The 26,319-nt window shown below is 71.0% G+C and carries 27 protein-coding genes; 21 read left to right on the top strand and 6 right to left on the bottom strand.

Features of this window, described 5'->3' with window-relative positions; translation table 11 throughout:
• Positions 1-74 precede the first annotated feature (74 nt).
• Complete coding sequence (locus tag JIW86_RS10445) at positions 75-806, bottom strand: SDR family oxidoreductase (RefSeq protein WP_257553501.1); 732 nt, start codon at positions 804-806, stop codon at positions 75-77.
• Positions 807-972: 166 nt separating this feature from the next.
• Here JIW86_RS10445 and JIW86_RS10440 point away from each other — a divergent pair, with 166 nt between their 5' ends.
• Positions 973-1,593, top strand: a complete 621-nt coding sequence (locus JIW86_RS10440; RefSeq protein WP_257553500.1) for a dihydrofolate reductase family protein — start codon at positions 973-975, stop codon at positions 1,591-1,593.
• A 7-nt stretch (positions 1,594-1,600) separates the two neighbouring features.
• Here JIW86_RS10440 and JIW86_RS10435 read toward each other — a convergent pair whose 3' ends face one another.
• Complete coding sequence (locus JIW86_RS10435) at positions 1,601-1,969, bottom strand: hypothetical protein (protein WP_257553499.1); 369 nt, start codon at positions 1,967-1,969, stop codon at positions 1,601-1,603.
• 133 nt (positions 1,970-2,102) lie between these two features.
• Between JIW86_RS10435 and JIW86_RS10430 the strand changes: the two genes are divergently transcribed.
• Positions 2,103-3,032: a DMT family transporter gene (locus JIW86_RS10430; protein ID WP_416237548.1), complete on the top strand. Its 930-nt coding sequence runs from the start codon at positions 2,103-2,105 to the stop codon at positions 3,030-3,032.
• A 53-nt stretch (positions 3,033-3,085) separates the two neighbouring features.
• A complete protein-coding gene (locus tag JIW86_RS10425; RefSeq protein ID WP_257553498.1) occupies positions 3,086-4,279 on the top strand; it encodes a cytochrome P450 family protein in 1,194 nt (397 codons plus the stop codon).
• 20 nt (positions 4,280-4,299) lie between these two features.
• Here JIW86_RS10425 and JIW86_RS10420 read toward each other — a convergent pair whose 3' ends face one another.
• Positions 4,300-5,304 carry a Gfo/Idh/MocA family oxidoreductase gene (locus tag JIW86_RS10420; RefSeq protein ID WP_257553497.1) on the bottom strand — a complete coding sequence of 335 codons (1,005 nt, stop codon included), beginning with the start codon at positions 5,302-5,304 and terminating at the stop codon, positions 4,300-4,302.
• Between the two features lie 181 nt (positions 5,305-5,485).
• On the opposite strand from JIW86_RS10420, the gene JIW86_RS10415 reads away from it, so the two are divergent.
• From JIW86_RS10415 to JIW86_RS10360, 12 genes are all read left to right on the top strand, one after another.
• On the top strand, positions 5,486-6,466 hold the full coding sequence (locus JIW86_RS10415) for a substrate-binding domain-containing protein (RefSeq protein WP_257553496.1): 981 nt from the start codon (positions 5,486-5,488) through the stop codon (positions 6,464-6,466).
• Positions 6,463-7,506: an ABC transporter permease gene (locus JIW86_RS10410; protein WP_257553495.1), complete on the top strand. Its 1,044-nt coding sequence runs from the start codon at positions 6,463-6,465 to the stop codon at positions 7,504-7,506. The genes JIW86_RS10415 and JIW86_RS10410 overlap by 4 nt, the downstream gene beginning before the upstream one ends.
• The gene (locus tag JIW86_RS10405; RefSeq protein ID WP_215145695.1) at positions 7,476-8,372 is read left to right on the top strand and encodes an ATP-binding cassette domain-containing protein; all 897 of its coding nucleotides are present in this window, start codon (positions 7,476-7,478) and stop codon (positions 8,370-8,372) included. The genes JIW86_RS10410 and JIW86_RS10405 overlap by 31 nt, the downstream gene beginning before the upstream one ends.
• The gene (locus JIW86_RS10400; RefSeq protein ID WP_257553494.1) at positions 8,369-9,538 is read left to right on the top strand and encodes an ROK family glucokinase; all 1,170 of its coding nucleotides are present in this window, start codon (positions 8,369-8,371) and stop codon (positions 9,536-9,538) included. The genes JIW86_RS10405 and JIW86_RS10400 overlap by 4 nt, the downstream gene beginning before the upstream one ends.
• Positions 9,535-10,125, top strand: a complete 591-nt coding sequence (locus tag JIW86_RS10395; RefSeq protein WP_257553493.1) for a hypothetical protein — start codon at positions 9,535-9,537, stop codon at positions 10,123-10,125. The genes JIW86_RS10400 and JIW86_RS10395 overlap by 4 nt, the downstream gene beginning before the upstream one ends.
• A gap of 28 nt (positions 10,126-10,153) precedes the next feature.
• Positions 10,154-10,786, top strand: coding sequence for an MBL fold metallo-hydrolase (locus tag JIW86_RS10390; RefSeq protein WP_257553492.1), 633 nt, complete (start codon positions 10,154-10,156; stop codon positions 10,784-10,786).
• A 30-nt stretch (positions 10,787-10,816) separates the two neighbouring features.
• Positions 10,817-11,602 carry an exodeoxyribonuclease III gene (locus JIW86_RS10385; RefSeq protein WP_257553491.1) on the top strand — a complete coding sequence of 262 codons (786 nt, stop codon included), beginning with the start codon at positions 10,817-10,819 and terminating at the stop codon, positions 11,600-11,602.
• Between the two features lie 99 nt (positions 11,603-11,701).
• The gene (locus JIW86_RS10380; RefSeq protein WP_257553490.1) at positions 11,702-12,142 is read left to right on the top strand and encodes a DUF6278 family protein; all 441 of its coding nucleotides are present in this window, start codon (positions 11,702-11,704) and stop codon (positions 12,140-12,142) included.
• 118 nt (positions 12,143-12,260) lie between these two features.
• A complete protein-coding gene (locus tag JIW86_RS10375) occupies positions 12,261-13,004 on the top strand; it encodes an amino acid ABC transporter ATP-binding protein (protein WP_215145683.1) in 744 nt (247 codons plus the stop codon).
• Positions 13,005-13,017: 13 nt separating this feature from the next.
• A complete protein-coding gene (locus JIW86_RS10370; protein ID WP_257553489.1) occupies positions 13,018-13,920 on the top strand; it encodes a glutamate ABC transporter substrate-binding protein in 903 nt (300 codons plus the stop codon).
• A gap of 16 nt (positions 13,921-13,936) precedes the next feature.
• Positions 13,937-14,581 (top strand): amino acid ABC transporter permease, encoded by a 645-nt coding sequence (locus tag JIW86_RS10365; protein WP_257553488.1) that lies wholly within the window; start codon positions 13,937-13,939, stop codon positions 14,579-14,581.
• Positions 14,578-15,459: an amino acid ABC transporter permease gene (locus JIW86_RS10360; protein WP_257553487.1), complete on the top strand. Its 882-nt coding sequence runs from the start codon at positions 14,578-14,580 to the stop codon at positions 15,457-15,459. Before JIW86_RS10365 ends, JIW86_RS10360 begins: the two co-directional genes overlap by 4 nt.
• Positions 15,460-15,496: 37 nt before the next feature.
• Here the strand turns inward: JIW86_RS10360 and JIW86_RS10355 are convergent, their stop codons facing one another.
• Together JIW86_RS10355 and JIW86_RS10350 are read right to left on the bottom strand one after the other, a co-directional pair.
• Positions 15,497-17,092 (bottom strand): CocE/NonD family hydrolase, encoded by a 1,596-nt coding sequence (locus tag JIW86_RS10355; protein WP_257553486.1) that lies wholly within the window; start codon positions 17,090-17,092, stop codon positions 15,497-15,499.
• A 150-nt stretch (positions 17,093-17,242) separates the two neighbouring features.
• Positions 17,243-18,436: a L,D-transpeptidase gene (locus tag JIW86_RS10350; RefSeq protein WP_257553485.1), complete on the bottom strand. Its 1,194-nt coding sequence runs from the start codon at positions 18,434-18,436 to the stop codon at positions 17,243-17,245.
• 230 nt (positions 18,437-18,666) lie between these two features.
• Here JIW86_RS10350 and JIW86_RS10345 point away from each other — a divergent pair, with 230 nt between their 5' ends.
• From JIW86_RS10345 to JIW86_RS10320, 6 genes are read left to right on the top strand one after another with little or no spacing between them, the layout of a single operon-like run.
• Positions 18,667-19,839 (top strand): lipid II:glycine glycyltransferase FemX, encoded by a 1,173-nt coding sequence (locus JIW86_RS10345; RefSeq protein ID WP_257553484.1) that lies wholly within the window; start codon positions 18,667-18,669, stop codon positions 19,837-19,839.
• Entirely contained in the window at positions 19,836-21,506 is a 1,671-nt protein-coding gene (gene murJ / locus JIW86_RS10340; protein ID WP_416237547.1) for a murein biosynthesis integral membrane protein MurJ, read from the top strand. The genes JIW86_RS10345 and murJ overlap by 4 nt, the downstream gene beginning before the upstream one ends.
• A 39-nt stretch (positions 21,507-21,545) precedes the next feature.
• Entirely contained in the window at positions 21,546-22,229 is a 684-nt protein-coding gene (locus JIW86_RS10335; RefSeq protein WP_257553483.1) for a response regulator transcription factor, read from the top strand.
• Between the two features lie 10 nt (positions 22,230-22,239).
• On the top strand, positions 22,240-23,685 hold the full coding sequence (locus JIW86_RS10330; protein ID WP_257553482.1) for a sensor histidine kinase: 1,446 nt from the start codon (positions 22,240-22,242) through the stop codon (positions 23,683-23,685).
• The gene (locus tag JIW86_RS10325; RefSeq protein ID WP_257553481.1) at positions 23,682-24,215 is read left to right on the top strand and encodes a GerMN domain-containing protein; all 534 of its coding nucleotides are present in this window, start codon (positions 23,682-23,684) and stop codon (positions 24,213-24,215) included. Before JIW86_RS10330 ends, JIW86_RS10325 begins: the two co-directional genes overlap by 4 nt.
• A 57-nt stretch (positions 24,216-24,272) precedes the next feature.
• Positions 24,273-25,544, top strand: coding sequence for a cytochrome P450 (locus JIW86_RS10320; protein ID WP_257553480.1), 1,272 nt, complete (start codon positions 24,273-24,275; stop codon positions 25,542-25,544).
• On the opposite strand, the gene JIW86_RS10315 is transcribed toward JIW86_RS10320, so the two are convergent.
• Entirely contained in the window at positions 25,504-26,232 is a 729-nt protein-coding gene (locus JIW86_RS10315; protein ID WP_257553479.1) for a hypothetical protein, read from the bottom strand. The two genes, JIW86_RS10320 and JIW86_RS10315, sit on opposite strands and share 41 nt — an antisense overlap.
• Positions 26,233-26,319 lie beyond the last annotated feature (87 nt).

The raw sequence follows: 26,319 nt of genomic DNA, 5'->3' as shown, positions 1-26,319 counted from the left end.
GCCATCCAGCCGTGAACGCCCCGGGGGCCGACACCCCCGGGGCGTTCCGCTGTCCGGCCAGGCCCCGTCCGGACCTACGCGGCGTAGCCGCCGTCGACGGCGAACTCCGCGCCCGTGACGTAGGCGGCCCCTTCCCCGGCCAGGAAGGACACCATGGCCGCCACCTCCCGCGCGGTGCCGAAACGGCCCAGGGCCGTCGCCGCCGCCTGCGGGTCCGCGCGGGGCCCGTCGGCCGGGTTCATGTCGGTGTCGACCGGCCCGGGGTGCACGAGGTTCGCGGTGATGCCGCGCCCGCCGAGCTCCCGGGACAGCGCCTTCGTCAGCCCGGTCAGCGCCGACTTGCTCATCGCGTACAGCGTGCCGCCCGGACCCGGGACGCGCTGGGCCATGCAGCTGCCGATGGTGATGATCCGGCCGCCGGAGCCCATCCGCCCGGCCGCCGACCGGGCCGCCAGGAACGCGCCCCGGACATTGACCGCGAGCACCCGGTCCACGTCGTCCAGGGTCAGTTCGCCGAGGGGTCCGAGTACGCCCACCCCCGCGTTGTTGACCAGGACGTCGATCCGCCCGAAGGCCCGTACGGTCTCGTCCACCGCGGTCGCCGCCCCGGCCGCGGCGCCCGCGTCGGCCCGTACGGCCATCGCGCGCCGCCCGAGCGCCTCGGCCTTGCCGACCACCTCGGCGGCCGCCCGCGCGTCGTTGACGTACGTGACCACGACGTCGAACCCGTCCTCCGCGAGCCGCAGCGCACTCGCCGCCCCGATCCCGCGACTGCCCCCGGTCACCAGTGCCACAGAGCCGTTCATGCCGTCCTCCTCCATCGAAGTGGTTGCGGCTTCAATGAAATGGGAGTCCGGTACCGGACGCTGGCGGGAATCGGACGTGGCGTTCCTCGCGCGCCGCACCGATGAGTTCGCGGCGGCCCGGGAGTCTGAATCCCCGTAAGGACGATCGAGCAAGGAGCGCGGAGCCATGGGCAAGCTGACCCTCACCACCTTTCTGACCCTCGACGGCGTGATGCAGGCGCCCGGCGGACCCGAGGAGGACACCAGCGGCGGATTCGAGTACGGCGGCTGGGTGGTGCCGTACGCCGACGAGGGCATGGGGGAGTTCGTCGCCGAGGTCTTCGGCCGGGCCGGGGCGTTCCTGCTCGGGCGCAAGACGTACGAGATCTTCGCCGGGTACTGGCCGCAGCACGACGACCCCGCCGACCCCGTCGCGGGCGGCCTGAACAGGCTGCCGAAGTACGTGGCCTCGACCACCCTCAAGGAACCGGCCTGGGGCCCGGCCGCCGTGCTCGACGGGGAGCACCTGCAGAGCGAGATCGTCCGCGTCAAGGACGCGCTGGACGGGGAGCTCCAGGTGCACGGCAGCGGTCAGCTCGCGCAGTGGCTGCTGGCGCGGGACCTCGTGGACGAGCTGAACCTGCAGGTCTTCCCGGTGTTCCTGGGCGCCGGGCGGAAGCTGTTCTCGACCGGCGGGCTGCCGACGGCCTTCGAGCTGACGGGCTCCCGTACGACGTCCAGCGGCATCGCCATCCACACCTACCGGCAGAAGGGACGCGCCACCTTCGGCACGTTCCTGGACAGCTGAGGGACGTCTAGCGAGGGTCCAGCGTCAGCTGGACCACGCGGCCCTCGCGCAGTACGAGCAGGTCCGGGGACTCGTGCTCGTAGTGGCGGATCCGGCCGACCGGGCCCGGCGGGCGGACGTGCGGTGCGAGGAGCAGCAGGAGGTCCTCGAGGTCCGGGAGCTGCTCCGCGTGGATCTCCTGGCGGGCGGTCAGGGCCCAGCCGCCGCGGTCGTCCGGCCCGAAATCGCCGACGAGCATGCCCCCGACGCGCCACGCCGGGCCCCGGGTCCCGAGGAGTCCGTCCGGCGCCAACTGGCGCCGGAGCTCCGCGACCACGGCGTCCGGGGTGGTTTCGACCAGGTCGAAGGCCAGGTCCAGGGCGTAGAGATCAGCCATGCCCCCGATGCTACGGGGCCGGTCGGGTCAGTCCGCAAATGGGTCGACCCGCATGATCGGCTCCGGTACGGTGGCCCCGCATCGTGAGAGCCGCCGAAGTCTCCACCCGCTTCCCGCCATCGGAGACACCCTGGTGACAGCGCTCTCGCCCGCCCTCGAAGCCCCCCGCAACGCACCCCGCCGCGCCGCCTGGCTCGCCGACCTGCCCGTGCTGGCCGTCGCCGTCTTCTGGGGCGGCAGCTACCTCGCCGCCAAGGGCATCACCACCACGCAGACCGTGATCGGCGTACTCGTGCTGCGCTTCGGGCTGGTCCTGCCCGTGCTGGCCGTCACCGGGTGGCGGCGGCTGCGGGCGCTGACCCCCGCCCAGCTGCGCGGCGCCGGGCTGCTGGGACTCGTGCTCGGCGGGATCTTCCTCCTGGAGACCTACGGGGTCGTCCACACCTCCGCCACCAATGCGGGGCTGATCATCAGCCTGACCATGATCTTCACGCCGCTCGCCGAGGCCGCCGTCCGCCGGACCCGCCCCGCGGCCGGCTTCCTCGGTGCCGCCGCCGTCTCCGTCGCCGGTGTCGTACTCCTCACCCAGGGCGCCGGGTTCACCGCGCCCAGCTCCGGTGACCTGCTGATCCTCGGCGCCGCCCTCGCCCGCACCGCGCATGTCATGTTCATGGCCCGGATCAAGGCCGTCCAGGACGCCGACTCGCTGTCCCTGACCACGGTGCAACTGGGCAGTGCCGTCCTGGTCTTCGCCGCACTCGCCGTCCTGCCCGGCACCGGCGACAGCCCCTGGGCCGCCGCGGCGGATTTCGGCCCCGCCGAGTGGGCCGGGCTCGCCTTCCTCTCCGTCTTCTGCACCCTCTTCGCCTTCTTCGTGCAGATGTGGGCCGTACGCCGTACCTCGCCCTCCCGCGTCAGCCTGCTCCTCGGTACCGAGCCCCTCTGGGCGGCCGCCGCCGGCATCGCGATCGGCGGCGAACACCTCGGTGCGGCCGGTTTCGCCGGCGCCGCGCTGGTGCTGGCCGGTACGGCGTGGGGACGCCGCGCGGCCAACTCCGCCTGACTGTCCGGAAAGCGCCAGGTCCAGCACTGAACCGGCGTCGTAATGTAGGCCGCATGCCACAACCGGACATCAGCGCGAACGACGCGGACTTCCACGTCGACCCGTACTCCTTCTACGCCCGCCTGCGCGCGGCGGGTCCGGTGCACCAAGTCGAGGTCTCGGCCCCCGAGTACGCACCCACCCTGCTCGTCGTCGGCTACGAAGAGGCCCGCCTGGCGCTCAAGCACCCCGGCCTGTCGAAGGACTGGAACAGCAGCGGAGTCCTGCCGGGCGTGGCGGCCACCGTGGCCAACAGCAACATGCTGGAGACCGACCCGCCGCAGCACACCCGGCTGCGCCGCCTGGTCGCCCGCGAGTTCACCTCCCGCCGCGTGCACGCCATGCGGCCCCGCGTCCAGCAGATCACCGACGAACTGCTCGATGCGATGGCCGCCCGCCCGCAGCGCACCGCCGACCTGATCAAGGCCCTCGCGTTTCCGCTGCCCATGACCGTCATCGGTGAACTCCTCGGCGTGCCCGAACTGGACCGCGAGCGCTTCGGCTACTGGTCCAAGGAGGTCCTCGCGCCCACCTCCCTCGCCCCGAGCACCACCGCGCACCAGAAGCTCGGCGACTATCTCTCGGAGCTCGTCGAGGCCAAGGCCAAGGCCCCCGGCGAGGACCTGCTCAGCGCCCTCATCCAGACCAGGGACGAGGACGGCGACGCGCTGTCCTCCAAAGAGCTGATCGGGATGGCCTTCCTGCTGCTGATCGCCGGCCACGAGACCACGGTCAACCTCATATCCAACGGCACGCGCGCGCTGCTGGCTCACCCGGACCAGCTGGCCGCCCTGCGCGCCGACTACGACGGCCTGCTCGACGGGGCGGTCGAGGAGATGCTCCGCTACGAGGGCCCGGTGCAGAACACCACCTACCGCTACGCCCGCGAGGACATGGAGCTCGGCGGCACCGCCATACCGGCCGGAGCCACCGTCCTCGTCTCGCTGGCCGGCGCCGACCGCGACCCCGGGCGGTACGAGAGCCCCGACACCTTCGACATCCGGCGCGCCCCCCAGGGCCACCTCGCCTTCGGGCACGGACTGCACTTCTGCATCGGCGCCCCGCTCGCCCGGATGGAGGGCCGCATCGCGATCCGCGGCCTGCTGGAGCGCTTCCCGGACCTGGCCGAGGACCCGGCCGGGGGTCCGCCGACCTGGATCGGGGGCAGCCTGATCCGGGGCGTGACCCGGCTGCCGGTGCGCTGGTAGCCGCCCCGATGGCCACCCGCTCACAGATCCGGGAGCTCCTCCAGCCGGACCCGGCGCCGTTCGCGGCGCGAGAGCTCGCACGCCTCCGCGACCCGGAACGCGGCGAGCGCCTCCCGGCCGTCGCACGGGTTGGGGCCCTCGCCGCGGACCAGGCGTACGAAGGCCGCCAGCTCCGCCTCGTACGCGGGGGCGAACCGCTCCAGGAACCCCGTCCACGGTTTGCTCGCCGGGGGCGGGCCCTGCGGCTCGGTCGAGGCGATCGGCGTACGGTCGTCCAGCCCGGCGGAGACCTGGTCCAGCTCCCCGGCCAGCTCCATGCGCACGTCGTACCCGGCGCCGTTGCACCGCGTACCGGTCGCCGTGACCAGCGTCCCGTCGTCCAGGGTGAGCACGGCCGCGGCGGTGTCGATGTCACCCGTCTCCCGGAACCGCGCCGGACCCGCGTCCGAGCCGGCCGCGTACACCTCGGTCACCTCGTGCCCGGTGACCCAGCGGACCATGTCGAAGTCGTGCACCAGGCAGTCCCGGTACAGCCCGCCGGAGGTCGCCAGGTACGCCGCGGGCGGCGGAGCCGGATCGGCCGTCATCGTCCGTACGGTGTGCAGCCGGCCCAGGGCGCCCGAGCGGACCAGCTCCCGGGCCGTGCGGTAGCCCGCGTCGAAGCGGCGCATGAACCCCACCTGGAGCACGCCGCCGCAGGCCTCCACCTCGCGCAGCACGGCCAGGGTCCGGGCCAGGTCCGGGGCCAGCGGCTTCTCGCAGAACACCGGCAGCCCGCCGCGCACCGCCCGTACGACCAGCTCGGCGTGCCCTTCGGTCGCGCAGGCCACGACCACCGCGTCGACGCCCCAGGTGAAGACCTGCTCCACGGAGGGCGCGGCGGTGGCCCCCAGCCGGTCGGCCAGGCGCGCCGCCCGCGCGGGTTCGGCGTCGGCGAGCAGGAGCGAGCCCGCGTCCGCCTGGCGGGCCAGCGCCGCCGCGTGGAAGGAGCCGATCCGGCCCGTCCCGATGAGCCCGATGCGCATGCACTCAACCTGACCCCGTCCGGGGGACCTGTCAATCTGCCCGCGCATGCCCCGATGGCCCTTCATGGTCCACTGTGGCGGATACTGGACGGCTGGAACCGGAATGACCGAATGATGACGGACGAGACGGACGAGGGAAAGGCACGGCGACGTGGCTAGGGTTCGGACAGGGGTACGCGTCGTGGGCGCCGTGCTCGCGGCGGTACTGGGAGCCTCGCTCGCGGGCTGCAGCAGCACGGGCGGCAAGCGCGCCGAGGAGCGGGCGAAGGCCGCCGAGGCGGGCCGGCCGGCCGTCTCCACCCCGCGCTGGACCTTCGCGATGGTCACGCACGCGGGCGACGGCGACACCTTCTGGGACATCGTCCAGAAGGGCGCCAAGGAGGCAGCGGCGAAGGACAACATCAATTTCGTCTACGCCCACGACGACCAGGCGCAGCAGCAGGCGCAATTCGTGCAGAACGCCATCGACCAGAAGGTCGACGGGATCATCGTGAGCCTCGCCAAGCCGGAGGCCCTCAAGGACGTCATCGCCAAGGCCGTCAAGGCCGGCATCCCGGTGGTCACGGTCAATTCCGGCTCCGCCCAGTCCGCCGAGTACGGGGCGCTCACCCACATCGGCCAGGACGAGCAGATCGCGGGCGAGGCGGTCGGCACCGAGCTGAGCAAGCGCGGCCGCAAGAAGGCCGTCTGCGTCCTGCACGAGCAGGGCAACGTGGGCCACGAGCAGCGCTGCGCCGGGGCCAAGAAGACCTTCTCCGGCTCCATGGAGAACCTGTACGTCGAGGGCACCAACATGCCCTCCGTCCAGGCCGCCATCCAGGCGAAGCTCCAGGCGGACCCGTCCGTCGACGCGATCCTCACCCTCGGCGCCCCCTTCGCCCCCACCGCGGTCAAGGCGAAGGACGCGGCCGCCAGCAAGGCCGAGGTGGACACCTTCGACCTGAACGAGTCCGTGGCCCGCGACCTGAAGTCCGGCGCCCTCGGCTTCGCCGTCGACCAGCAGCCCTACCTCCAGGGCTACGAGGCGATCGACCTGCTCTGGCTCTACCGCTACAACGCGGACACGCTCGGCGGCGGCCGCCCGGTGCTCACCGGACCGCAGATCGTCACCGGCGCCGAGGCCGCCGAGCTGGAGGAGTTCATCAAGCGGGGCAGCCGATGAGCGGGTCCGCGGGAGGGGCCGCCACCGTGGACGAACGGCTCGCCCCCACCTCGGTGGTCCGCAAACTGCTCGGCCGCCCGGAGCTGGGCGCCGTGGTCGGCGCGGTCGCCGTCTTCGTCTTCTTCTCCTTCGCCGCCCCCAGCTTCCTGCAGGCCTCCAGCCTCAGCACGGTGCTGTACTCGGCCTCCACCATCGGGATCATGGCGGTTCCGGTGGCCATGCTGATGATCGGCGGCGAGTTCGACCTGTCCGCGGGTGTCATGGTCACGACCTCGGCGCTGGTCGCCTCGATGTTCAGCTACCAGATGACCGCCAACGTCTGGGTCGGCGTCCTGGTGTCGCTGCTGGTCACCCTGGCCATCGGCTTCTTCAACGGCTTCATGCTGACCCGTACCAAGCTGCCCAGCTTCATCATCACGCTCGGCACCTTCCTGATGCTGACCGGCCTGAACCTCGGCTTCACCAAGCTGATCAGCGGCTCGGTCTCCACCAAGAGCATCGCCGACATGGAGGGCTTCTCCTCCGCGCGCGCCCTCTTCGCCTCGCAGTGGAACATCGGCTCGGTCACCCTGAAGGTCACCATCCTGTGGTGGCTGGCCCTGGTCGCCGTGGCCACCTGGATCCTGCTGCGCACCCGCGCCGGGAACTGGATCTTCGCGGTGGGCGGCGGGGCCGACGCGGCCCGCGCCACCGGCGTCCCGGTCGTGAAGACCCGTATCGGCCTCTACATGGGCGTCGCCCTGTGCGCCTGGATCTCCGGGCAGCACATCCTCTTCTCGTTCGACGTGGTCCAGTCGGGCGAGGGCGTCGGCAACGAGTTCCTCTACATCATCGCGGCCGTCATCGGCGGCTGTCTGATGACCGGCGGCTACGGCTCCGCCATCGGCTCGGCGGTCGGCGCCTTCATCTTCGGCATGACCAGCAACGGCATCGTCTACGCCCAGTGGAACCCGGACTGGTTCAAGTTCTTCCTCGGCGCGATGCTGCTGCTCGCGACGCTGCTCAACGCATGGGTCCGCAAGCGGGCGGAGGCGAAGTGACCGTGACCGGAGCGACCGTGACCGAAGCCACCTCCCTGGTGAAGCTGACCGACGTCAGCAAGTACTACGGCAACATCCGCGCCCTCCAGGGGGTCTCCCTGGAGGTCTCGGCTGGCGAGATCACCTGCGTGCTGGGCGACAACGGCGCCGGCAAGTCCACCCTCATCAAGATCATCGCGGGCCTGCACCAGCACGACGCCGGATCCTTCGAGATCGAGGGCGAGGAAACCGTGCTCGCCAACCCCCGCGCGGCCCTCGACCACGGCATCGCCACCGTCTACCAGGACCTCGCCGTCGTCCCGCTGATGCCCGTCTGGCGGAACTTCTTCCTCGGCTCGGAGCCGACCAGGGGCCGCGGCCCCTTCCGCCGCCTCGACGTGGGGTTCATGCGCGAGACCACCCGCACCGAGCTGCTGCGCATGGGCATCGACCTGCGCGACGTCGACCAGCCCATCGGGACCCTGTCCGGCGGCGAGCGGCAGTGCGTGGCCATCGCCCGCGCCGTCTACTTCGGGGCGAAGGTCCTCGTCCTCGACGAGCCCACCGCCGCCCTCGGCGTCAAGCAGTCCGGCGTGGTCCTCAAGTACGTCGCCGCCGCCCGTGACGCGGGCCTCGGCGTGGTCCTGATCACCCACAACCCGCACCACGCCCACCTCGTGGGCGACCGGTTCGTGCTCCTCAAGCGCGGCACCATGGCGGGCAGCCACACGCGCGACTCGATCACTCTGGACGAGCTCACCCGCCAGATGGCGGGCGGCTCCGAGCTGGACGAACTGAGCCACGAACTGGAGCGAGTGGCAGAATCAGGTCCGGACACCGCATCCGGCTCCATTTCCGATGCCGACAGGGACGACACGACTCGATGAGCACGTACCGGGACTTCTCGCTCACCCACCGGGGGTCGGCGCGGGGCACCGTCCTGCGGACCATCGGGACCCGTGAGCGGCGGTCGCACCTGACCGCCCCGCGCGTCCCGACCGTCGGCATCGACATCGGCGGCACCAAGGTGATGGCCGGCGTCGTCGACGCCGACGGCATCATCCTGGAGAAGATCCGCGCGGAGACCCCGGACAAGTCCAAGAGCGCCAAGGTCGTCGAGGACACCATCGTCGAGCTGGTGCTGGACCTCTCCGACCGGCACGACGTGCACGCGGTCGGCATCGGGGCGGCCGGCTGGGTCGACGCCGACCGCTCCCGCGTCCTCTTCGCACCCCACCTGGCCTGGCGCGACGAGCCGCTGCGCGACGCACTCCAGTCCCGGCTCGCGGTCCCGGTCATGGTCGACAACGATGCCAACACCGCCGCCTGGGCGGAATGGCGCTTCGGAGCCGGGCGCGGCGAGGACCACCTCGTCATGATCACCCTCGGTACCGGCATCGGCGGGGCCATCCTCGAGGGCGGCCAGGTCAAGCGCGGCCGGTACGGGGTCGCCGGCGAGTTCGGCCACATGCAGGTCGTCCCCGGCGGGCACCGCTGCCCCTGCGGCAACCGCGGCTGCTGGGAGCAGTACAGCTCCGGAAACGCCCTGGTCCGCGAGGCCCGCGAGCTGGCCGCGGCCGACTCCCCGGTCGCGCACAACCTCATCGCCCGGGTCGGCGGCAACGTCCAGGAGATCACCGGGCCGCTCATCACCGAGCTGGCCCGCGAGGGCGACGCCATGTGCGTCGAGCTGCTCCAGGACATCGGCCAGTGGCTCGGCGTCGGCATCGCCAACCTGGCCGCCGCCCTCGATCCCTCCTGCTTCGTCATCGGCGGGGGCGTCAGCGCGGCCGACGACCTGCTGATCGGTCCCGCCCGCGAGGCCTTCCGCCGCCACCTCACCGGCCGCGGCTACCGGCCCGAGGCGCGGATCGCCAAGGCCCAGCTCGGCCCCGAGGCCGGTATGGTCGGTGCCGCCGACCTGGCCCGGCTCGTCGCCCGCCGCTTCCGGCGTGCCACACGCCGCCGGGTCGAGCGCTACGAGCGCTACGCGCAGCTCGGCCGGCGGGACAGCGCAGGCTCCACGGACCCCAAGGACACAGGACAGCAGTGACCCCGCCCTCCCTGCCCCACCAGGCGTCCGCCCCCGACGAGGGCGGTGCGCCGAAGCCCACCGCCGAGGACCGCAGGCACGTCGTCAAGCGCCGCTGGATCACCGCGATCATCATCCTGCTGCTCGTCGGCGTACCCGCGGGCTACCTGGCCATCTCCACCCAGCAGAGCCGCGAGAGCGGCCGCGACAAGGCCGCCAAGATCGGCGCGACCAAGGTGCGTCCGGGCTGGCCCTCCCGGGTGCAGCGCAGCATCTACGAGGTCCCCATCCCGCCCAAGGCCTGGCGGGTCGGGTTCCTCGAGACCAACAACTGGCGCACGAGCCGGCTGTTCACGCAGATCGCGGTCACCCCCGCCGACCTGGACGCCTTCCTGGCCGACCTCGGCACCAGCCGGGACGCGCTGACCCCCGGGGTCTCGATCTCCCCGCACGACACGGAGGTCGCGGGCTGGCACTGGACCCCGGAGGCCACCTGGTACGGGACCACCCTGGAGCAGGCCGACCCGCGCCCCACCCGGGACGTCACGGTCGACCTCACGGACCCCGAGCACCCCAAGGTCTACGTCGTGTCCACGACGACCCCGTAACCGCGCTCCCCGGCACTAGCCTGGGATCATGAAGCTCATCAAGCGGCTGCACTCCTGCGTCCAGCTGGAGAAGGACGGGCACACGCTCGTCATCGACCCGGGCGCCTTCAGCGAACCGGACGCGGGCCTGGGGGCGGACGCCCTGCTGGTCACGCACGAGCACCCCGACCACTTCGACGAGGGCCGGCTGCGCGCCGCCCTCGACGCCAACCCCGCGGCCGCGCTCTGGACCCTGCGCAGCGTCGCCGGCCGGCTCGCCCCCGCCTACCCGGGCCGGGTGCACACCGTGGGCCACGGCGACACCTTCAGCGCCGCCGGGTTCGACGTCCAGGTGCACGGCGAGCTGCACGCCGTGATCCACCCCGACATCCCGCGGATCACCAACGTCGGCTACCTCGTGGACGGTTCGCTCTTCCACCCCGGGGACGCGCTGACCGTGCCCGAGGCCCCCGTGGACACCCTGATGGTCCCGGTCCACGCGCCCTGGAACAAGGTCGCCGAGGTGATCGACTACCTCCGCGAGGTCAAGCCGCGGCGGGCGATCGACATCCACGACGCCTACCTCTCCGACATCGCCCGGCCCATCTACGACATGGCCCTGGACACCCTGGGCGGCACCGATCACGGCCGACTCTCCGCAGGTGACGCCGCCGACCTGTGACTGTCGGTGCCGGGCGGTAGGTTGGGTCGCATGCGTATCGCCACCTTCAACGTCAACTCCATCACCGCCCGGCTGCCGCGCCTGCTGGCCTGGCTGGAGAGCTCCGGCACGGATGTCCTGTGCGTCCAGGAGACCAAGTGCTCCGCGGAACAGTTCCCGCACGCGGAGCTGCGCGAACTCGGCTACGAGTCGGCCGTCAACGCCACCGGCCGGTGGAACGGCGTTGCCCTGGTCTCCAAGGTCGGCCTTGACGACGTGGTCACCGGCCTGCCCGGCGGGCCCGACTACGAGGGCGTCCAGGAGCCCCGCGCGATCTCCGCCACCTGCGGCGGGGTGCGCCTCTGGTCGGTGTACGTGCCCAACGGCCGCGAGGTCGAGCACGACCACTACGGCTACAAGCTGAACTGGTTCCGCTCGCTGACCGAGGCCGTCGCCGAGGACGCGGCCGGCCCCCGCCCCTTCGCGGTGCTCGGCGACTTCAACGTGGCCCCGACCGACGAGGACGTGTACGACCCGGCGGTCTTCGAGGGCCTCACCCACGTCACCCCCGCCGAGCGGGCCGCGCTGGAGGCGCTGCGGGCGGCCGGGCTCTCCGACGTGCTGCCGCGCCCCCTCAAGTACGACCGGCCGTACACGTACTGGGACTACCGCCAGCTCGCCTTCCCCAAGAACAGGGGCATGCGCATCGACCTGGTGTACGGGAACGAGCCCTTCGGCAAGGCCGTCACCGACGCCTACGTCGACCGCGAGGAGCGCAAGGGGAAGGGCGCGTCCGACCACGCGCCGGTCGTCGTCGACCTGGACCTCGCCCGCTAGGGGTCGCCAGTGTCCTGGGGTCGCCAGGACCCGATCCGGGCCCGCGGATCCAGGCGCGCCCTGTGGCCAGCGGCGGATCCTGGTGCGACGCTGGGCGGTATGAACATCCCTTTCCTGGGCAACTGGCTGAACCGGCACGAAACGGAACGGACCGCGGGTCTTGCCGCGGCCCTCGCCGATGATCCCGAGGGCATCGCCGAGTTGTTCTCGGAGTGCGAGATGCTGCGCGTCCAGGCGAGGGCGGCCGGACTCGAACTCGACGAGAGCCGGGCCTCGTTGGAAGCGCTCGACCAGCTGATGCCGCGCTGGCGGCGGGATCCCGAGATCGTGCCGTGGCTCGGCAACGACGCGGGCTTCTACCTCGGGACCGTGATCATCCGCACGGTCCCGGGGGCGGCCTGGCAGGTGTGGCCCAACGGCCAGCCGGTGATCCGGCTGGCCTCGGGCCGCGAGCTGAACGTGATCGAGGCGGGGGTGTCCTGGGCGATGACCGGATCCCCCGAGCTCAGCCAGGCGTACGCCGAATCCTCCGAAGGCTGATCGATGTAGAGGTTTATGTGGCGTTTATGCCCCTTTAGGCGTGTCGAGGCGAAGTGCCCTTCCTGGGCTGGATAGTTTGCGCAGACCTCGACACACCGACAAGTGGGCAGGGCAGCGCATGGCCGTCGATCCGTTGATCGAGCTGCGGGACGTCAACAAGTACTACGGGACGCTGCACGTCCTGCAGGACATCAACCTCACCGTCGGCCGCGGGGAGGTGGTGGTGATCATCGGCCCCTCCGGCTCCGGGAAATCGACACTGTGCCGGGCGATCAACCGGCTGGAGACCATCGAATCGGGCACTATCCTGATCGACGGGGAGCCGCTGCCCGACGAGGGCAAGGAACTGGCCCGGCTGCGGGCCGAGGTAGGAATGGTCTTCCAGTCCTTCAACCTCTTCGCGCACAAGACCGTCCTCGCCAACGTCTCGCTCGCCCAGATCAAGGTCCGCGGCCGCAAGAGGGAAGAGGCGGACAAGCGCTCCCGGGAGCTGCTGGAGCGCGTCGGCCTCGCCGACCAGGCCCCCAAGTTCCCCGCCCAGCTCTCCGGCGGCCAGCAGCAGCGCGTGGCCATCGCCCGCGCCCTCGCCATGAACCCCAAGGCCCTGCTCTTCGACGAGCCCACCTCCGCGCTCGACCCGGAGATGATCAACGAGGTGCTGGAGGTCATGCAGCAGCTCGCCGCCGAGGGCATGACCATGGTCGTGGTCACCCACGAGATGGGCTTCGCCCGCTCCGCCGCCAACAGCGTCGTGTTCATGGCCGACGGCAGGATCGTCGAGAACCGGACCCCGGAGGAGTTCTTCACCGCCCCCGAGAGCGCCCGGGCGAAGGACTTCCTCTCCAAGATCCTGAAGCATTGAGGGGGCCCGTCCGATGATCTCGATCCGCGCCCTCACGGTGCTCCTGATCGCGGTGGCCGCCGTCGGCTGCGGCAAGCCCGGCAGCCCCCCGGTCAAGGGGCCGCAGCCCGAGGCCCTGCCCGCGTACCAGGTCGACACGGCGTTCCGGCTGCCCGAGTCGCGCACCTGGGAGAAGGCCAGGCGCCGGGGCCACCTCGTCGTCGGCGCCAAGGAGGACCAGCCGTACATGGGGGAGAAGGACCCAGCCAGCGGCCGCTACTCCGGCTTCGACATCGAGATCGCCAAGATGATGTCGGCCTCGCTCGGCTTCGACCCCAAGACCATCGAGTTCAGGACGATCGCCTCCGCCAACCGCGAGACGGCCCTGCAGAACGGCCAGATCGACTACTACGTCGGCACCTACACGATCAACGACAACCGCAAGAAGCAGGTCGGCTTCGCCGGCCCCTACTTCATGGCCGGCCAGTCCCTGCTGGTCCGCAGGAACGAGAAGGACATCAAGGGCCCCCAGGACCTCGCGGGCAAGAAGGTCTGCTCGGCCGCCGGCTCCACCCCGTACCAGCGGCTCCAGAAGGAGTTCCCGAAGGCGGTCCTCGTCGCCTACGACACCTACTCGGCCTGCGTGGACAACCTGCTCACCTACCAGGTCGACGCCGTCTCCACCGACGACTCCATCCTCCTCGGCTACGCGGCCAAGGTCCCCGAGGAGCTCAAGGTGGTCGGCGAGCCCTTCTCCAAGGAGCCCTACGGCATCGGCGTCCCCCGCAGCGACAACGCCCTGCGCTTCGCCCTCGACGACGCCCTGGAGGCCCAGGAGAAGAACGGCAACTGGAAACGCGCCTACACGGCCACGCTCGGCCTGTCCGGCGTGCCGGCCCCGACGCCGCCCCCCATCGACCGCTACCCCGCGAGCTGAGGGAGAAGGCACCGACATGGACGTACTCACCGAGAACTTCGCGGTCTACGGAAAGGGCTTCCTGGGCACCGTCCAGCTGACCGTCTACGCCTCCCTCCTCGCCCTGGTCCTGGGCTTCGTCATGGCCTCCTTCCGGGTCGCCCCCGTCGGCTCCTTCCGGGTCTTCGGCACGGTCTGGGTCACGGTCCTGCGCAACACCCCGCTCACCCTGCTCTTCTTCGCCGTGCTGCTGGGCCTGCCCCGTTTCGGGATCGTCCTGCCCTTCCAGCTCTTCGCCATCCTGGCGCTGGGCTGCTACACCTCCGCCTTCATCTGCGAGGTGCTGCGCTCGGGCATCAACACCGTGCCCAAGGGGCAGGGCGAGGCGGCCCGCAGCCTCGGCATGAACTTCGGCCAGACGCTGGGCACCGTGGTCCTGCCGCAGGCCTTCCGCTCCGTCATCCCGCCCATCGGCTCCACACTGATCGCGCTGGCCAAGAACTCCGCGATCGCCGGCGCGTTCAGCGTCAACGAGCTGCTGGGCACCTACAAAACCCTCAACGAACTCGGTTACAGCATCGTCTGGACCTTCTTCTGGATCGCCGTCGGCTACCTGATCATCACCTTGTCCATCAGCGCGCTCTTCAACGTGCTGGAGAAGCGCTACGGAGTCACCCGATGACCGCGCACGCGCTCCACGGGGACCTGGAGTCCACGGCCCTCTATGACATCCCGGGCCCGCGCGCCCGGCGCCGGCACTTCCTCTACGGGATCGCCTCGACCGTGGTGATCCTCGTCCTGGTCGGCTGGCTCGTCTACCTGCTCTTCGACACGAACCAGTTCACCGCCGCCAAGTGGGGCCCCTTCAGGTACGAGGGCATCCAGGAGCTGCTGCTCCGGGGGCTGGGGAACACGCTCAAGGCCTTCGCGTACGCCTCGGTGCTGTCCCTGGCGTTCGGGGCGGTGCTGGCCAGCGGCAGGCTCTCGGTCCACCGGCCGGCGCGCTGGCTGGCCACCCTGTGCGTGGAGTTCTTCCGGGCCATGCCGGTGCTGGTGATGATCTTCTTCATCTTCGTCGCACTGCAGGTCCAGCCGCTGCCCGCGCTGGTGGCGGGACTGACCCTGTACAACGGCTCGGTGCTCGCCGAGGTCTTCCGTACGGGCATCAACTCGGTGGAAAGGGGGCAGCGCGAAGCGGCGTACGCGCTGGGCATGCGAAAGACACAGGTGATGACCTTCGTCCTCGCCCCGCAGGCGGTCCGGGCGATGCTGCCCGCGATCATCAGCCAGCTGGTGGTGGCGCTGAAGGACACCTCGCTCGGATACCTGATCACCTATGAGGAGTTCCTGCACGCGGGCAAGCTGATCGCCTCGAACCTCGACTACGACCTGCCCTTCATTCCCGTCGTGATGATCATCTCCCCGATCTACATCGGGATGTGCATGCTGTTGTCCTGGTTCGCCACGTGGGTGGCGAGGCGGGAGCGGCGCAGCCCGAAGACGAGCGCGGTGGAGGTGGCTGCGGCCGCACAGGAAACGGTGCTGCCGGGTCGCCGGTAGCTCCGACGAGCCACCCCCACCCGGCAGCAGCCGTGGATCACTGCTCGCGCAGTGGCACCGAGACGTAACTGGGATCGGTGCCCGGTGAGGAGAAGGTCAGCTGCGCGCCGGTGGGGTTGTGCTCGATGTAGAGCGGGTCCACGGTGTCGACGACGAGGGCGAGCCGGTGGCCCTCGGGCACGTCGTAGGCGGTGGAGAACAGCTCCAGGTCCACGCCGAAGGCCTGCCCGGGGGCGCGGCCGTGGAAGGTGTACGGGGCGTTGCTGACGAGCTTGCCGATGCCGAGCGGGCCGACGTCGTAGAGGTACGCGACGAAGGTGCCGTCGGCCTTGGTGGGCGTGACGGTGGTGTGCAGTTCGACCGTGCCGCGGATCCGGCGCGGCTCGTCGTAGCGCCCGGACTGCCAGACGGCGGCGAAGGCGCGGGGGAGGAGGGGGATGGAGGCGGCCGGCGGCGCCTTGACGAACTGGTCGAGGATGCTGGAGAGGAAGATGATGCCGCCGTTGGCGCCGGAGTCCACGTTGGCGAAGAGGTGCTCGCTGTCGGAGAGCGCGAGCTTCTCGGTGCCGGCGGAGCCGACCGACTTCCAGTCGGCGTAGCCCTCGTAGCCGTCGTTGCTGCGGGACTTGATCTGCACCGGGGCCTCGGTGTCCACCCCGTTGCGCTCGCCCTTGAGGTAGCGGTCGAACCAGCGGTGGGCGTTGGTCCAGGTGTCGTTGGGCAGGCCGAGCAGTCCGGTGCCCTCGGCGGTGGCGTGGTCGCCGGGGCGGAACTCCAGGCGCTTGGGACCGGTCAGCCGCTCGTAGAACTTCGCGTACTGGTTGGGCGGGAAGATGGTGTCGCCCCAGGCGTTGCCGAGCATGATCGCGGCGCCGTTGGCGTTGATCCGGTCCACCTGCTCGGCGGCCGAACGCTTCCTGCCCCACTCGATCATCTGCTGCTCCCGGTCCAGCCGGGAGCCGAGGAAGTCGCCGAGGATCGACTGGAGTTCGGGTCCGGGACGGCCGGTGAGGTAACCGGCGGCGCCGAGCATCCCGGCGGCCTGCAGGTGCTGGGTACGGCCGGAGTAGATGGACTCGATGAGGTCGGCCCAGCCGCTCATCGCGACCACGGCCTTGATGCGCGGGTCGTGCGCGGATGCCAGCAGGCTGATGCCGGCGCCGTACGAGACCCCGCCGAGGCCGATGTGGTCCGCGTCGGCGGCGGTGCTGGCCAGGGCCCAGTCGATGACGGCCGAGACGTCCGCGATGTCCGGGGCGCCGGCCACCTCGATCTGCCCGCCGGAGAGCCAGAAGCCGCGGGAGGTGTAACTGACCACGACATAGCCGGAGTCGGCGAGTTTCTTGGCCTGGGCGATGTATTCGATCTGCGGCATGCCCCAGCTGGTGGGCAGCACGATCAGCGGGTACTTCCGGCCGGTCTCGGCGCCCGACGGCGCGAAGACGTTGCCCTTGAGGGTGATGCCGCCGGAGCCGGGGATGTCGTGGAAGCTCAGCCCCGACGGGGCTGCGGAGGCGTCGGCGGTGATCGCCACGGTGCCGGCGGGAGCCGCCTGGGCCTGGTGGGGGGCCAGGCCCAGGGCGGCTGCCGCCAGCAGGGCTGCCACGGCTGCGGCGGTGGTGGTGCGTTCCATCAATCACTCCTCGCGTACGCCGGGTTGTCAAAGTGACCCGACGGTAACGGGAGGGGATTACTGGGGGTAACCCGTCAGTAAGTTACGTGGTGGTAACAATTGAACGAAATTCAGCGGGAGGGCGGCCGGCGCCGGCGCGCGCGTGTGCGCTCAGCCGTTCTGCGCGGTCCCGGTCACGGCGCTCTTGGCCTTCCAGTCGTCCCAGGAGAGGTTCCACTCCCCGTAGCCGTTGCCGAGCTCGGCGTTGCCCTTGGAGCCGGACCCGACCACCTCGAAGGGGTCGCCGATCTGGGACTTCGCGAAGAAGTCCTTGGCATCGGAGTCGCTCATCCCCACGCAGCCGGAACTGGTGTTGGCGCGGCCGAAGTTGCCGGCGTTCCACGGCGCGGCGTGCGCGTACATGCCCGACCAGGTCAGCCGCATCGAGTAGTCGACCATCTTGTCGTAGGCGTCGTCCAGGCCCACCGTCTGGGAGTCCATCCGGATGGTGCCCTCCTTCGTCATGATCACCATCTTCCCGGACCAGGAAGCCTTCTTGCCGCCCGGAGTGCCGGCCGAGACCGGGATCGTCTTCTGCGTCTGGCCGTCCTCGGTCACCGACATCTTCTTGCCGTCGAGGCTGACCTCGATCCGGCGGTCCTTGCCGATCTTGAACTCGGTGTTGTAGTCACGGGCGAACATGCCGCCGCCCTTGCCGGAGTCCACGCCGTTCAGGTTCATCTCGACCTTCACGTCCGTGCCGGACTTCCAGTAGTCCTTGGGCCGCCAGTCGACACGGTCGTTGCCGGAGTAGTCCTTGATCCAGCCCCAGGAGCCCTCGGTGTTGTCCGAGGTGGTGACCTTGAGCTGCTTCTCCACCGCGGCCTTGTTCGTCACCGGGTTGTCGAACACGAGCGACACCGGCATCGCCACGCCCACCGTGCTGCCCTTGGGGATGTTGATCGAGACCTTGTTCACCTTGTCGGCGGCGCCGGTCTTGAACTGCGTGCCGGCGCTCTGGCTCTCGGTGTTCTGGGCCTCGACCTTGTACTCCGAGCCGGGTGCGGCGTTGCGCTCCGAGGTCCAGGTCCTGCCGTCGTCGGATATCTTCCCCGGCAGCTCCGCGCCCTTGGCGTCGGTCACCTTCACCTGGGCCAGCTTGCCCTCGGCGATGGTCACCGTGACGGGCTCGCCCGCCTTGACCTGATCGCCCGTGAGGTTCACCGAGACCGCCATGTCGGCCTTCGGCTTCAGCTCGGCCTTGCCGTTCGCACCGCCCCCGCTCCCGCTGCCGCCCGAGCATGCGGTCAGCGCGGCGGCCAGAAGTGCGGTGCTCGCCAGGGCGGTACGGCGTATGCGGCTCAACGAAAATCCCTCCCAAGTAATGATCGTTCGCAAACGTAGATGCGAACAGCACGACTCTAGGTTGCGCAATCCGCGGAAATAATCGTGCTTTCGGTTGTGACATGGACCGCAGCAGAACGGTCATCGTCCGGTCACAATCGCCGCGCGGTCCGGTCATGGACAGCTGTGAGAGTCCTGTGCGTCCCGATCCCCCCGGCCCCCCGCCGGACGTACCGGAAGGCCGATCAGCCATGTGTGCACTGCTCGTGACCCCTACCCAGCACCAGCACCAGAGCCAGGACCGGGAGCTGACGGTGCGCACCCTGTCCGTCCCGGAATACCAGGCGTTCCTTTCCCGGCACGGCCGGGCGAGCTTTCTCCAGTACCCGTCATGGGCCTCGGTAAAGGACCTTTGGCGCGCGGAAAGGGTCGGATGGCACTACCCCGGCGGTGAAATCGAAGGTGCCGGACTCGTTCTCTACCGCCAATTCCCCGGCACCCGCAAATATTTCGCCTACCTCCCCGAGGGTCCCGTCGCCGACTGGTCCGACCCGCACGTCGACCGCTGGCTCACGCCGCTCATGCGCCACCTCAGGGCGGCCGGAGCCTTCGCGGTCCGCATCGGCCCCACCCCCGCCTACCGGCGGTGGGACGCGGCCACCGCCAAGTCCGCCACGGGGCCCGGCCGGCAGATATCCGACGTCCTCGCCACCGAGGTGGACCCGGTCGGCGCCGCCCTCGCCGACCGGCTGCGCACCCGCGGCTGGAAGCGCTGCGGCGGCGAGGACGACGGCGACGCCCAGCCCCGCCACGTCTTCCGGGTGCCGCTGGCCGGCCGCACCCGCGACGAGCTGTGGTCGGGCCTGAACCAGGAGTGGCGCCGCAATGTGCGCAAGGCCACCAAGGCCGGTGTGGAGACGGTCGTAGGCGGCGCCGCCGACCTGCCCGAGTTCTACCGGCTGCTGCGGATCACCGAGGAGCGCGACGGCTTCCGGCTCGGCCGCTCGCTGGCGTACTACGAGCAGCAGTACCAGGTCCTCAACGCCGAGGAGCCGGGCCGGATGCGGCTCTACCTGGGCATCCACCAGGGCGAGATCCTCGCCGCCCACACGATGATCGTCGCCGGGAGCCGGGTCTGGTACCAGACCGGCGCCTCCGCCGACCACCGGCGCGAGGTCCGCCCCAGCAACGCCCTGCAGTGGCGCATGATGTGCGACGCCCATGCCCTCGGAGCCGACGAATACGACATGCGCGGGGTACCCTCCACCCTCGACCCCGACGAACGTTCTTTCGGGCTGCTGCGCTGGAAGCTCGGCACCGGCGGACAGGTCGTCGAGACGCTCGGAGAGTGGGAGATACCGATGGACGGAGTCGCCAACACGGCGCTCTACAAGGCGTTCCAGGCATACCTGGCCCGCAGGTGACGGCCACCGACACCAGACAGGCCGCCGAGCACACCGGCAGCGGCGCGGCACCGGCGAAGACCTCGGTGCTGCGCAGTGGTGCGCTCATGGCGGCCGGCTCGGTCGTCTCCCGCGCCACCGGCTTCGTCCGCTCAGCCGTCGTCGTCGCGGCGCTGGGCACCGGACTGCTCGGCGACAGCTACGCCGTCGCCAACACGGTCCCGAACATCATCTACATGCTGCTCATCGGCGGCGCGCTCAACGCCGTCTTCGTGCCCGAGCTGGTCCGCGCGGCCAAGGAGCACCGGGACGGCGGAGCCGCCTACACCGACCGGCTGCTGACCGCCTGCACCGCGGCGCTCGTGACGCTCACCGCGGTGGCCGTCCTGGCCGCACCGCTGATCGTCTCGGCGTACACCGACTACAGCGGCGCCCAGGCGAGCACCACCGTGGCCCTGGCCCGGTACTGCCTGCCGCAGATCCTCTTCTACGGCCTCTTCACCCTGCTCGGCCAGGTGCTCAATGCGCGCGGCCGGTTCGGCGCGATGATGTGGACCCCGGTCCTCAACAACTTCGTGATCATCGGCGTCTTCGGGTTCTTCCTGTACGTCTCCCACGACGCGGCGAACGGTCTCACGGCCGCCGAGACCCGGCTGCTGGGCCTCGGCACCACCGCCGGCATCGTCATCCAGGCCCTCGCCCTCGTCCCGTCGCTGCGCGCCGCCCGCTTCCGCTGGCGCCCCCGCTTCGACTGGCGCGGCAGCGGCCTCGGCCGGCCGCTGCGCAACGCGGGCTGGACGGTCATGCTCGTCCTGACCAACCAGATCGCCTACTGGGTCGTCACCCGGCTCTCCACCACCACCGGACAGCATGCCGTCGACGCCGGGCTCGCGGGCGGCGCAGGCTACACCGCCTACAGCAACGCCTACCAGCTGTGGATCGTCCCCCAGGGCATCATCACCGTCTCCCTCGTCACCGCCCTGATGCCCCGGATGAGCTCGGCCGCCTCGGACGGCGACCTCACGGGCGTCCGCAAGGACATCTCCTACGCGCTGCGCTCCAGCGCCGCCCTCGTCGTACCCGCCGCCGCGCTCTTCGCCGCCCTCGCGCCCTGGGTGATCGGCGCCGTCTTCGGCTACGGCCGCACCGGCTCCGCCGACGTCGAGGTCATGGCGGGCATGCTGGTGGCCTTCGCGCCCGGCCTGATCGCCTTCTCCGCGCAGTACGTCCTCTCGCGCGGCTTCTACGCCCTGTCCGACACCCGGACCCCCTTCTTCCTCAACCTCACCATCGCCGCGCTCAACGCCGGGCTGTCGGCCGCCGCCTACTTCCTGCTGTCCCCGCGCTGGGCGGTCACCGGCATGGCCGCGGCCTCCTCCATCGCGTTCCTCGCGGGCGCCGCCGTGACCGCCCGCACCCTCGCCCGGCGCCTCGGCCCGCGCGCGGGCACCCGTACCGAACTGCGTGCGACCGCCGTACGCACCCACCTGCGGCTGCTGGCCGCCTGCGCACCGGCCGCCGCCGCCGGGTACGCGGCAGCCCGCGCCGCCGACCGGTTCGGCGATTTCGCCGCGGTCGGGGCGGGAACCGTCGCCCTGCTGCTCGTCGTCGTCCTCCTTGCCGGGCCGCTGCGCCTGACGGAGATCACCGACCAGCTGGACTCCCTGCGGCGGCGCATCGGCCGTTAGCCGGAGGACGGCACTGAACCACCCTGGGATACTGGCCCGATGCCACGCGTACTGCTGATCGAGGACGACCCTTCCATCCGGGAAGGAGTGGGCCTCGGGCTGCGCCGCCGCGGCCACGAAGTGAGCGCCGCCGAGACCGGCGAGGCGGGACTCGACCTGATGGCGAGCTTCCGCCCCGAGCTGGTGCTGCTCGACCTGATGCTGCCGGGGATCAACGGCGTACAGGTCTGCCGCCGGATACGCGAGACAAGCGAGGTGCCGATCATCATGCTCACCGCGCGCGGCGACGACTTCGACATAGTCATCGGCCTGGAGGCCGGCGCCGACGACTACATCGTCAAGCCCGCCCGCACCGAGGTCATAGAGGCCCGGGTGAAGGCCGTACTGCGCCGGCTCACCGCCCCGGCGGGCAACCGCCCCGAGGTCGAGCAGCACGGCGAGCTGGCCATCGACCGCTCCGGGCTGACCGTCGCCAAGAACGGCGAGCGCGTCCCCCTCGCCCCCAGCGAGCTCAAGCTCCTGCTGCACCTGTCGGCCTCTCCCGAACAGGTCTTCTCCCGCCAGCAACTCCTCGAGTACGTCTGGGACCACAGCTACCACGCCGACGCCCGGCTGGTGGACGCCTGCGTCCGCCGGCTGCGCCACAAGATAGAAGACCCCGACCAGAGCCCCCGCTACATCCAGACCGTGCGTGGCTTCGGCTATCGCTTCGGTCCGCTGTAGGGGGCGCGAGGTGCGACGAATAGCCCCGCTCGGGCTGCGCACCCGGCTGATAGCGGCCTTCCTGCTGGTCGCCGCGATCAGCGCGGTGAGCACGGCCGCCCTCACCTACCAGCAGGCGCGCAACGCCATCCTCAAGCAGACCCAGGACACCGCCATCAGTTCCCTGCGGGACCAGGTCGAGCAGCAGGAGATCCGCCTTCCCCTGACCCAGGGGGAACTCCAGCGCATCGTCATCGACCTAGGCAAGCGCGGCAAACCCCACCCGTGGATCCTCTTCGCCGAGTACGGCAGCCTGCGCGCCTCCACCAACCCGGCCTCGCCCACCCCCACCATCGTCACCGACAGCCTGCGCGACAAGGTCCTCAGCAGCCGGTACACCGCCTTCCAGCGCGTCGAGGACCAGCGCGGCACCCCGTACCTCACGATCGGCGTCCCCGCCCTCTTCGAGCACAACGGCTACACCGAACCCACCGGGCTCGTCTTCTTCGCCTGCGTCCCGCTCGCCACCGAGAAGCAGACCGTCGAGGCCATGGTCGAAGCCGCCCAGCAGGGCGCCGTCCCCGGGCTGGCCATCGCCATCATCCCCGCGCTGCTGGCCGCCCGCAGCGTGCTGCGGCCGGTCCGCGACATGCGCCGGGCCGCCCAGCGGCTGGGCCGCGGCCGCCTCGACACCCGTATCGAGGTCCGGGGCGCCGACGAACTCGCCGGACTCGCCCGCACCTTCAACGAGACCGCCCGCGCCCTGGAGCAGTCGGTGAGCGAGCTGCGGGACGCGGAGACCCGCGCCCGCCGCTTCGCCTCCGACGTCTCCCACGAACTGCGCACCCCGCTCGCCGGGATGCTCGCCGTGACCGAGGTCCTCGACGAGGACGCCGCGCACCTCGACGCCGACACGGCCAAGGCCCTGCGCCTGGTGAGCGCCGAGACCGGCAAACTCGCCGTCCTCGTCGAGGACCTGATGGAGATCTCCCGGTTCGACGCCCGGGCCGCCGAGCTCAACCTCGACGACGTGGACATCGCCGAAGCCGTGCGCAAGTCCCTCGAACGACGCCGCTGGGACGACGACCGCGTCGTCACCGAACTGCCGTACGGGGTACGCGCCCGGCTCGACCCGCGCCGCTTCGACGTGGTCCTCGCCAACCTCGTCGGCAACGCCCTGCGGCACGGCGGCGCCCCCGTGCACGTCACCGTGCGGACGGCACCGGGCGAGGACGGCGAACGGCTGCTCATCGACGTCGCCGACAGCGGGCCCGGCATCGCCCCGGAGGTGCTGCCGCACATCTTCGACCGCTTCTTCAAGGCCGACGCGGCCCGTACCCGCTCCGCCGGCAGCGGCCTCGGACTCGCCATCACCCTGGAGAACGTCCGCCTGCACGGCGGTACCCTCCAGGCCGGCAACAGGCCCTCCGGGGGAGCCCTCTTCACCCTCGACATGCCGCTGGAGGCCCGCGTATGACAGGGCGGACGAGGTCCCGGGCCACGGCGGCCACGGCGGCGCTGGCGGGCTGCGCCCTGCTGCTCGCCGGATGCGGGATCAAACGCACCGGGGTGATCGAGAGCGGCCATGCCGCCACCGCCAAGGTCCCCGGCGGCAAGACCGCCGGCGTCATCTACTTCGTCTCCAAGGAGGGCGACCGGCTCGTCCCGGTCCCGTTCGGGATCAGCGCCGAATACACCATCGCGCCCGAGGCGCTCCTGGGGCTGCTGCTGAACGGCCCTGTCGGTCCGGCTCAGGACGCCGGGCTCACCACGGCGCTGCCCCGGCTGCCCGCCGGACAGTCGGGCGTGCCGTCGGTGAGCGAGTACACGCCGGGCAAGGGGATCACGGTCCGCGTGCCGTTGGCCGTGGGCAGCCTGTCGGAACTGGCCCGCAAACAGCTGGTGTGCACCATCGGCGTCTCCGCCGTACCGGACACCCTCAGCCCGGTCACCCTGCAGGGCACCGACACCTCTCTCCCGCCCGCCGACTGCGACCCGCGGAGCTGACGCCCGCGGCCGGCCGCGCCCTTGCGGGCGGGGCCGCCCACCCGTCACGGTGGCCCCATGGACCACGCCGCGGACGTCCCCGACGTCTTCGACCCCCGGATCTACGCCGAGGGCATTCCCCACGAGCGCTACCGGGTGCTCCGCGATCACCATCCGGTGGCCTGGCAAGCCGAGCCGGAGATCCAGGGCTGGCCCGCCGGCCCCGGCTTCTGGGCGGTGACCCGGCACGCCGACGTCGTCCGCGTCCTGCGCGACCACCGCACGTACTCCTCCTGGCTCGGCGCCACCCAGATCCGCGACCCCGACCCGGCCGACCTGCCCTTCCTGCGCCGCACCATGCTCAACCAGGACCCGGACAAGGCCGCCGGCGACCACGGTCGGCTGCGGCGGCTCGTCTCCCGCGCCTTCACCCCCGCCCGCGTCGACGCCTTCGCCGGACGGGTACGGGAACGCGCCCGGACCCTGCTCGCCGGCGCACGGGAGAAGGCCGAGGACGGCGCCGCCGACCTGGTGCGCACCGTCACCGACGAGTACGCGCTGCTCAACCTCACCGACCTGCTGGGCGTCCCGGCCGCCGACCGCGCCCTGCTGCTCGAGTGGACCGTACGGATCATCGGCTACCAGGATCCCGAGGACGCGCCCGCGCCCCGGCTCGGCTCCGACGGCAAGCCGCTCAACCCGCGCTCCCCGGCGCTGCTCGGCGAGATGTTCGGGTACGCCCGAGAACTGGCCGCCCACAAGCGCGCGCACCCCGGCGACGACGTGATGACGGCCCTCGCCCAGGCCGGACTGGACCCGGCCGAGCTGGAGATGTTCTTCTTCCTGCTCACCGTCGCGGGAAACGACACCGTGCGCAGCGCGGCCCCCGGCGGCCTGCTCGCGCTGGCCCGCGATCCCGGGGCCTTCGCCCTGCTCGCCGAGGGCCGCGCGCCCGTGGACCGCGCCGTCGAAGAGCTCCTGCGCGTCCACCCGCCGGTGCTCAGCTTCCGCCGGACCGCCGCCGTCGACACCGAGCTGGCCGGCCAGCGCATCCGGGCGGGGGACAAGGTGGTGGTCTTCCACGCCTCCGCCAACCACGACGAGCGCGTCTTCACCGACCCCGCACGCCTCGACCTCGGCCGGACGCCCAACCCGCACGTCTCCTTCGGGGACGGCCCGCACGTCTGCCTGGGCGCCCACTTCGCCCGGCTCCAGCTGCGCGCCTTCTACGAGGAGTGGTGTGCGGCCATGCCCGCGCCCGAACTCGCGGGCCCGCCCCGGCGGCTGGTCTCCAACTTCATCAACGGGATCACGCGGCTGCCGCTACGGGTGTCCGGGCCGCCGCGGTGACGTCGGCGACCAGCTCGGTCACGTCCGGCCCGTAGGCATCGGAGTTGATCACCTTCAACATCACGCAGAACGACTCGCTGCCGTACTTGCGGGCCAGTCGTTCGTGGTGCTTGGCCAGATAACGGGCGGCGGCCTGGTTGCTGTTGGCGGTCTGCCCCGACAGCAGGAACACCGGCCGGGAACTCCGCCCGGTCGTCAGCCGCGCCAGCAGCACGTACTCGACCATGCCCTTCTCCCAGCGGTACGTCTCCCCGCCGACGCGGATGGCCCCGCGATCCGGATCGCCCGACTCCAGGCCCACGTCGGTGCGCACCCCCGGCAGCATGGAGGCCAGGTGCGCGGTCGTCCGGGCGTTGGAGGCCGGCCCGCCGACGCAGAACTCGGCCCGCTCGCCGAAGCCCTGCCGGGCCGTGTCGTGGGTGACGACCTGTACGGTCGCCCCGCAGTCCTTGATCAGGGCGGATATCTCCAGCAGCGCGAAGGCGTCATTGCGGTGCAGGGAGGAGTCCTTCCCGCCCATCTGGCGGTTGACCACGAACAGACAGTCGGACCCGGTCGGCAGCCCGAAGAAGGCCTGCTTGCGCCGCAGCGCGCGCCGCCAGACGTAGGTCCGGGTGAACCAGCCGAACCCGCCGCTGCACGCGGTGGCTATCACCCCGAGCACGATGTTGCGCACGTCGTCGTTCATGCGGCGGATGGTAGCCGTCACATGGCGTTCCTGACGCGGGGGGTGCCGTGAAGTTACTCTGCACCACCTAGGTCTGACAGGCAGTCG

It is taken from the genome of Streptomyces sp. NBC_00162, from assembly GCF_024611995.1.
GTDB lineage: Bacteria > Actinomycetota > Actinomycetes > Streptomycetales > Streptomycetaceae > Streptomyces.
This window is presented reverse-complemented; position numbering and strand designations above follow the sequence as displayed.